This is a genomic window from Acinetobacter sp. YH01019, assembly GCF_013420285.1.
Taxonomy (GTDB): domain Bacteria; phylum Pseudomonadota; class Gammaproteobacteria; order Pseudomonadales; family Moraxellaceae; genus Acinetobacter; species Acinetobacter gandensis.
Map to the genome: position 1 here is coordinate 1 of NZ_VOYM01000100.1, position 8,464 is coordinate 8,464.

Genomic DNA, 8,464 nt, shown 5'->3' on the forward strand with positions numbered 1-8,464 from the left:
GCCAAGTCGTAAAGCTCAGAAAGCTGTTGTTGAAAAAAGAAACTTAAATCCTGTGCTTGACTCTTGTGGTTAAAAACAGGACATTTTAAATGGTTTATCGCATAGACATTTTAATTGGTGAATAACAGTATTTGTAACTCCAAAATAGAAATGTCCGGTTTCTCCAAAGTAAAAATGTCCGCTTTTAGAATATGCACTTTTGCGATTTCCTTAGCGGACGGTTTGATATGTTGGTGTCTATGTCGGATAAAGAACTTAAACGATTGTCGGTCTTGCAGGAAATCTGCGATCAACGCATAACTCAATCCAAAGCTGCGTACTTACTACATATTTTAGATCAATGATATTAACGACGGCTAGAATTAAAAAAATTACTCAAAAATTAAATTAAAGAAGCGCAATACAGCATTAGGCTTCTTTAATTATCTACTGCTATAGCATGATCTTTAGGACTTATATATGTCTTATATTTTTATCGGGATATGGACTATTCATTTAGGCTCTTTAAGAAATCTAATTGATATTGCAGATTTTTTGGAAAATATGGTTCGAAGTAAGGATCAAAATGATCTGCTTCCATTTCAATCACTTTAAGTAATGGATTATTTACTTTTTCTATTTTTTCCGCGACAAATGGCGCAACAGTATCTTGTGTTGCGCCAATAATGAGCATGGGAACTTTGACATCTTTTAAACGTTTCCAAGGACGGTAAAAGCCCATGGTTAACAGAGAACGTGCAGTCACACGATTATCATATTTTTGATCATGTGCATTCAGTGCCAGCTGCAACGCATTCCAAGCCCCATCACGATCCATCGACCCAAATGCTCCTTTTTCAGAGATGGTCGGTATACAAATTCGAGTACCCGGTTTGACAGAGTCAGCCACACCATAGCTTAAAAATTTCAGCATTTGCTTAACGGGAACTGAACGTACCGTACTGACGCCATCCAACATCGGTACTTGAATAATCGCACCCTTCAAGTCTGGATGTTGTGAAACCAGATCAACAACATGACCTCCACCAAATGATGTGCCCCAAACGATAATATGATGTGCATTGACTTGGGGTAAATTTTTTAAATGTGCTAATGCACTATTCACCGTTTTTACACGTCGCCAAGGATTAATATCTTGTCGTGGCAAGCCTCCACTTAAGCCCCAGCCCGGGTAATCAAACTCCATCACGGCATAACCATCCGCCACAAAGTGATTGATAAAAGAGGTCGTCAAAGCACCTTGCACACTCCCCCAACCTCCGACCATCAAAATGGCAGGCAATGCTTTGTCTTCAATCTTTACAGGAACATGAAGTGTTGCAGAGCATGGAATGCCATCCGTTACAAATGTAGATTTAAGGATAGATTTTTGAATATTAGATGTATCGGGATATTTACGGTTCGACATAGAATTTGACCTAATCTCAGATATAACGATGACAACGTTCCATCTTGTTTTTATTTAAAAGTACACCAGAGGAATACGTTTATTTTCATTCATCCTCAGTGCAGCATTCTTGTTGTTTAATTTTCTTGAATGGCATTCAAGATCACTCATTTTAACGATATTCTTGAATCACATTCAAGAAAAATTTACGATGTGGTCTTTGAATTGTTTTGGTACTCGCAATTCAACTTTTTTATAAGAGTGAGAAATTTAATGGCTCGTAATAAGCGCGTACAGGATCGTGAAGAAAAACAAGAAGAGATCATCCATGCTGCGCGTGATTTATTTCTAAACGAAGGCTATGACGCGACTTCAATCAATCGTATTGCACATGAAGCGCAGGTTGCACCCAATACCATTTATTGGTATTTCAAAAATAAAGATGAACTTTTAGTTAGTATTCTAAATGCTGAGTTAACCAAGCATTTGAATGCATATATCTTGCAGTCGACGCAAGATCCTACTGAGCGTTTAATTTGGGTCGTTGAGCAGCTTCAATTAGCGAATCGCTTAGTCAGTACAGTACATGCAAGAATAAAGTTTTCCACAGAACTACGAGAGTGGCATGAAAAATTTCATCTCTTGGTCGAAGGATTGCTGCGGTTAGAGCTACAGACATTGGAGATTGCACATGATCTTATTGAGACAAGAGTAAAAATCGCGGTTTTCACCATTGAAGGACTTCTATCGCATCAACTTTCAGAGCCAGAGAAACGAGAAATTTGTAAGGCTTTGCTTGCAAAGTATTAAGTGAATAAGGAAGAGAAATGAAATAGGACAACGATCTAAAATGCTTCAGCGTTGATCATGTATGGAGCAGTGACATTACCTATATTTGGACAGTTAAAACATGGGCTTATCTTGCAGTTGTTCTTGATCTGTATGCTCATCGAGTGATTGGTTGGTCTATGTCGGCCCAAGCAGACCAACATTTAGTAATTAAGGCATTAGATGAAGCATGGCATCGGCGAGGTAAACCTAGTGGCGTGATCTTCCATTCCCTTGCGAAGCGATGCTTCTCAGGCAGCCTGAACCGTACCGGGTTTGTCGGAGAGTCAATATTCTGAGAGACTATCCCGATGACAAAATTAAAATATACCCCTGAAATCAGAGAAAGAGCGGTTCAATTATTGATTGAATCTGAAAAAGATTATCCATCGAATTGGGCTGCGATCACCGCTATTGCTCCCTGAGCAGTATACTGCGCAAGGGTTGTACTCCTGAAACACTACGTGTTTGGTATCAAAAATATTTAGATAAACAAAATCCAGTTAAAGTACAGCAGCTTTCAGACCAAGAACGTATCAAACAACTGGAACGCGAAAATAAAGAACTGCAACGCGCCAATGAGATTCTACGTAAAGCAGCCGCTTTTTTCGCCCAGGCGGAGCTCGACCGCCCACACAAATAATGGTGGATTTTATCCATAATAATAAAGAGCTGTACGGAGTCGAGGCGATTTGTAGAATTTTACCGATCGCACCTTCAACCTATTACCGGACTCTAGATCTCTGCGAAAATCCAGAACATCGAGCAAAGCGAGATTTACATGACTTGCATCATGCTGAGGAGATTAAACGAATTTGGAAAGAAAGTTCAGGTCGATACGGTGTGCGTAAGGTCTGGCAACAACTGAAACGTGAAGGCTATGTGATTGCACGTTGTACAGTTGCTCGATTGATGCAGAAGCTAGGTATACAAGGTGTTTGGCGCGGTAAGAATAAACAAACTACCCGTAGCCGGGATGACCAAAAACGAGCAGATGATTTAGTGAAACGTAATTTTAGTGCTGATCATCCAAACCAACTATGGGTCGGTGACTTTACGTATATTCAAACTCATTCAGGCTGGGTCTATACCGCCTTTATTATTGATGTGTTTTCACGAGCAATTGTTGGATGGAAAGTATCTACACGGATGAATACAGATATGGTGCTCGATGCATTGGAGCAAGCATTGCATGATCGCGGCATGCCAAAGAATGTGATTCATCATTCCGACAGAGGTGTGCAATATCTTTCCATTCGCTATACCAATCGTTTAGAAGCAGCAAATTTACGAGCATCAGTCGGTACGACTGGTGATTCATACGATAATGCTTTGGCTGAAACGGTGAATGGCTTATACAAAACAGAGGTAATTGAATATCTAAAAGCAGATTGGCAAGGTTTAGCAGATGTACAACTTGCGACACTAAACTGGGTAGATTGGTTCAATAAAAAGCGTGTACACAGTGCACTAGGTTATGTATCACCTTTTGATTTTGAAGCAATGTACTATGATAAGATTAACCCGTTAGGTCAGGTGGCCTAACTTAAATAAAAAAGTCTCCGACAAACCCGGTACGGTTCAATTTAAAATCTACAACTAACTTACGCTACATGTTGCTCAAGCAACCATTGCATTTATTTCATATACAAACAATTCATTCTCTACGCCTTATATAGATTTATCGTTTAAGACTTACCTTTGATCTAACGTTTTTAATTATTCATTAACAACATATTTACTTATTTATTCCATGTATACAGAACTATAACTGTTATAGAAATTTATCTTTTTTTTGTATCTATCCCTCATTCAAAGAACCATGAATAATCACCTACAACCATTAGGTATTTCGAGTAAATCTTATGAGTGATCAAGAACCGAAAAAACAGCAAAAATATGCTGACAGTGAAATTTCTGATAAAGCCTTCAAACGCGCCATTATTTGGTTCGGGATTTACGCGCTATTGTTTTGTATTGGTGTAGCCTTTGTAGTTGGTGCAGATAACTCATATCTACCGTAAGACTTAGAAATTCAAATATTAAAAAGCAGTTAATTTATAACTGCTTTTTTAACTTACTACACAGTTTTATAAGCTCTTATTGTGCTGAATACGGGTTTGCATATATTCACCATAGACAGATAATTTCTCAAAAATATGCTCGGAATAAAACATATCTTCAATAAGTGTCTGAGCTTGTTTGAATTGATATAAACCTAATAACTCTAATAACTTAGCATTAATAAAAGAATACTTTTGGCATAACTCTGCATGCTCGTTATCTTTATTCTTAAATAACAGTTTCAACATATTGATTTTATTTAAATCAAAATTAATAGCTTCAATTTCTGGATGCAGTACTTGTATTTGTACATTTAAAGCGTGTTCTAATTGTTTGATATTATCTTGGTTAATACTTAAACGACTTATACAAATCACTTTAGATACTTTTGAGTTAGATAAGCTATTGATTAAATTATAGTAAAAACAATCAACTTCATTAAAATCAATAGGATCAAGTTGAATATACAATCCCAAACTGTCCAATAAGTCATCAATTTTAATATTTTCAATCAATGTTTCAGCATTATAATAGTGACCCAAAATTGCAGTATTTTCAATCGTTTTTGGTGTGTTATACATCACTTTTTGGTTTAAGTTAGCCAATATCACAGGTGCAAATAAATAGGCCATATTTTCAGCTTTTGCTTGCATATTTTCCTGATTAATTGCGATATAACCCACCTGCTCGACTTGCCTCAAAACCCTTGTTCTCAATAAAGTCGCTTCAATGTGACTATTCTCTTGTTTTAAACGTTTCATTACAGCATCTGAAATGGGTTGATCCACCAGTAATTGGTTTAATACGGTTAATTCACTGGCTACAAACATTTAAAGCTCCATTTCAAGACAAAACACTAATGAATTATGGCGTTGTTGCTAGATAAAACTAGATACAGAAGTCGAATTAAAAGCTATAACAGCGACTAAAATTGAAGATGAATACACAGATAATTTGCAATTTTTAATAGTTATGGCATCAACTGTTATATAAATTTTATTTCTATTGAATTTTTCTTGATATATTTATAACAAACATATGAAGCACATACAGCCATGTATAAATCTGAACAACTTGCAAAGCAAATACGCCATTTAATTGAAAATGGAACGTTAAAAGCGCACGAAAAATTACCATCGCTGCGTGAACAAGTACAGATTTCAGGTTTTAGCTTAATTACAGTAATGAATGCATATCAAGAGTTAGAGTCACGTGGCTTAATCTATGCACGGGAAAAATCTGGATATTATGTATCAAATACTATTGTTGACGTTGAATTAGCACGTCCTTTAATTGTTTCACTTAATTCTAAAGTAGAAATTAACTCGCGGGTCTTTCAATATTTAAAGTCAATCCAAGGCGAACATATTGTTCCTTTAGGCTCTGCATTTCCCTCACAGGATTTGGTATTTTCTAAAAAACTCACGCAAATTATGGGGCAAATCGCCCGTAACAAAAAAAGCTATGATGCGATAGATAATTTACCACCAGGTAATTTATCTTTAAGAAAGCTAATCGCGCAGCGCTACTGCATGCAAGGTATTCCAACTGATGCAGATGACATTGTCATTACATCAGGATGCATGGATGCACTCAATCTTTCATTACAAGCGATAGCCTGTCCTGGTGATTATATTGTGCTGCAACAGAATATTTTTTATGGTGCATTACAGGCTGCAGAACGTTTAGGGCTCAAAGTCGTTACAATTCCTGAGCATCCACAGCATGGTTTTGACTTGGAAGCTTTTGAACATATCTTGAAAACCTATCCTGTAAAAGTCTGTTGGTTAATGCTAAATGCGCATAATCCGATTGGCTTTACTGTCAATGAAGAAATTAAACTGAAAATTGCGGAGTTATTACATCAATATCAAGTCCACTTGATTGAAGATGATGTCTATGAAGAAATGTACTTCGGTCAACAAAAACCATTACCAATGAAATACTATGATCAAAATAATTTGGTACTGCACTGCTCTTCTTTTTCTAAAACTTTAGGAGCAGCTTTTCGCGTTGGTTGGGTTTATGCCGGTAAGTATTCTCAGCATATTCAACATTTACAACTCATGAGTACGATTTCAGTCAATGCTTTACTGCAAAATGCCTTGGTTGATTTCATTTCGAATTATCATTATGAAAAACATTTGCGCATTTTGCGTAAGAGCCTACAACAAAATAAATTACAGTTTTATCGGTATATTGAAAGTCATTTACCCAAAGGCTGTAAATTACACTATTATCCCGGTGGTTATTTTCTTTGGTTAAAACTGCCTGAATCTGTCAGTAGCATGCAAGTCTATGAGCAACTTATTCAACAAAATATTGGCATTTCTCCAGGCCAATTGTTTAATGTATCAGAGCAAAAGAGCCAATGCTTACGCTTGAATTGTTCATTTGAATGGAATGAACAGTTCCAACAAGCTGTAGATACCCTGCTTCATAGCATAGGTACCTTTGAAGCTACGTAATTTTTGCAAGCTACTTCCTTTGACTTAATTGACAATTTACATTGTCATGATTAAGATCAGTTCAATATTGTTTGGCACTATAACAGCCTTATATAAGGATATTTACTGCTACACTCATTTCACATTTATATTATAAAACAAAAAAATAGGTTGAATTTTCATGGAAGATAACTCAAATAAGCGTATACATGCCTTTCGCAATGATGTGCTGTCTGACCTAGATGCCGTAGCAATCGCACAACTTATTCAAACAAAACAAGCTTCCGTCCAAGAAATAACAGAAGCAGCCATTCAACGTGCACAATTCGTTAATCCGAGCTTAAATGCCATTGAGTTAGATTGTTTTGAACAGGCTTTAAATAATAAGACTTATATTGAGCATGGAACATTTGCAGGCGTTCCATTTTTCTTTAAAGATAATCTAGATTATCAGGGACTGCCATCGAATCATGGTTCTGTAGCTGTACACGCACGTGCAGCAGCGAATAACCCAAAAATTAGTCAACAATTACTAGATCAAGGTTTTGTGGTATTGGGTAAATCCAAACTACCAGAGTTTGGACTCAATGCCAGTACGGAATATAAGGATGGCACGGCGACTTATAATCCTTGGCATACGGATTATTCCTGTGGTGCATCATCTGGCGGTTCTGCAGCTCTCGTTGCTGCGGGTGTCGTTCCGATTGCTCATGCCAATGACGGTGGTGGATCGATTCGTATTCCTGCGGCATGTTGTGGGCTAATTGGTCTAAAACCGAGTCGTGGTCGTACTTATGACAGTGACGCAGCTCGATCTTTACCAATCAATATCATTAGTGAAGGTGTAGTCACCCGAAGTGTTCGTGACACAGCCCACTTTTATGCAGGTATGGAATCCAGTTATTATAATAAAGTACTTCCGCGCATCGGCTTAATTCATGGGCCATCCAAGCGTCGTCTGCGTATAGGCTTAGTCCCTCAATCCATTACAGGTGTTATTGATACTGAAACTACGCAAACCCTAAAGAAGACCGGTGAATTACTACAAAATTTGGGTCACCATGTGGAAGAGTTAGCCCTACCTATCTCAGTAAGCTTTGTGAACGACTTTAGTGAGTATTGGGGCTTCCTTTCGTTTATGCTGACAACCTTTGGTAAGAAAGTCTTTGGCCCCGAGTTTAATCGGAAAGAATTAGATAACTTAACGCTCGGTCTTTCTAACTTATATAAGAAGAATTTTTATAAAACCCCGCTATTTATCTATCGTTTAAAGAAAATGCAGCAGCAATACCGAGATCTTTTTCAGCATTATGATGTGCTGTTATCTCCTGTTCTTGCCCATACCACACCAAAGATTGGCTATTTGTCGCCACAACTGCCATTTGATCAGTTATTTGAACGTATACAGAACTACGTGACTTTTACCCCGATTCAAAACGTAGTTGGTGCACCGGGCATGTCAATCCCGATGGGACAAACAGCAATTGATGGCTTGCCGATTAGTATGCAAATTTCTGCAAATATTGGTGATGAAAAAACGTTGATTGAATTGGCTTATGAAATAGAAGAAGCGAAACCTTGGCGACGCATTCAGGATGTAAGTTAATAATCTGGTGGTGTATCAAAAAGTATGCTAAAAAAAAGCAGGTTGAATTTTGATAAAATAGAGAAATGCAAATAACTCTAGAAATCAAATGTCCAACCTGCCTCAGTGACAGTATAAAGAAAAATGGCATCA

The 8,464-nt window shown here is 37.3% G+C and carries 6 protein-coding genes, 2 pseudogenes and 1 other annotated feature; of the genes and pseudogenes, 6 read left to right on the top strand and 2 right to left on the bottom strand.

Annotated features, from left to right (window positions below; genetic code table 11):
* Nucleotides 1-487: 487 nt before the first annotated feature.
* Nucleotides 488-1,408: an alpha/beta hydrolase gene (locus FTT84_RS15755; protein WP_067766745.1), complete on the bottom strand. Its 921-nt coding sequence runs from the start codon at nt 1,406-1,408 to the stop codon at nt 488-490.
* A 252-nt stretch (nt 1,409-1,660) separates the two neighbouring features.
* On the opposite strand from FTT84_RS15755, the gene FTT84_RS15760 reads away from it, so the two are divergent.
* From FTT84_RS15760 to FTT84_RS15775, 4 genes and pseudogenes are all read left to right on the top strand, one after another.
* A complete protein-coding gene (locus tag FTT84_RS15760; protein WP_067766742.1) occupies nt 1,661-2,197 on the top strand; it encodes a TetR/AcrR family transcriptional regulator in 537 nt (178 codons plus the stop codon).
* A gap of 53 nt (nt 2,198-2,250) precedes the next feature.
* Nucleotides 2,251-2,448 (top strand): annotated as a pseudogene (locus tag FTT84_RS15765) (DDE-type integrase/transposase/recombinase); the annotation flags it as partial.
* A 78-nt stretch (nt 2,449-2,526) separates the two neighbouring features.
* Nucleotides 2,527-3,760: pseudogene (locus FTT84_RS15770) on the top strand (IS3 family transposase).
* Nucleotides 2,816-2,932: a sequence feature (AL1L pseudoknot), on the top strand. Its footprint overlaps the pseudogene before it by 117 nt.
* A 320-nt stretch (nt 3,761-4,080) precedes the next feature.
* The gene (locus tag FTT84_RS15775) at nt 4,081-4,239 is read left to right on the top strand and encodes a hypothetical protein (RefSeq protein ID WP_167348724.1); all 159 of its coding nucleotides are present in this window, start codon (nt 4,081-4,083) and stop codon (nt 4,237-4,239) included.
* A 66-nt stretch (nt 4,240-4,305) separates the two neighbouring features.
* On the opposite strand, the gene FTT84_RS15780 is transcribed toward FTT84_RS15775, so the two are convergent.
* Nucleotides 4,306-5,109, bottom strand: a complete 804-nt coding sequence (locus tag FTT84_RS15780; RefSeq protein ID WP_180081793.1) for a hypothetical protein — start codon at nt 5,107-5,109, stop codon at nt 4,306-4,308.
* Between the two features lie 225 nt (nt 5,110-5,334).
* Between FTT84_RS15780 and FTT84_RS15785 the strand changes: the two genes are divergently transcribed.
* Together FTT84_RS15785 and FTT84_RS15790 are read left to right on the top strand one after the other, a co-directional pair.
* Nucleotides 5,335-6,747 carry a PLP-dependent aminotransferase family protein gene (locus FTT84_RS15785; RefSeq protein ID WP_180058721.1) on the top strand — a complete coding sequence of 471 codons (1,413 nt, stop codon included), beginning with the start codon at nt 5,335-5,337 and terminating at the stop codon, nt 6,745-6,747.
* Between the two features lie 160 nt (nt 6,748-6,907).
* Entirely contained in the window at nt 6,908-8,332 is a 1,425-nt protein-coding gene (locus FTT84_RS15790; RefSeq protein WP_180081791.1) for an amidase, read from the top strand.
* Nucleotides 8,333-8,464: the final 132 nt, after the last annotated feature.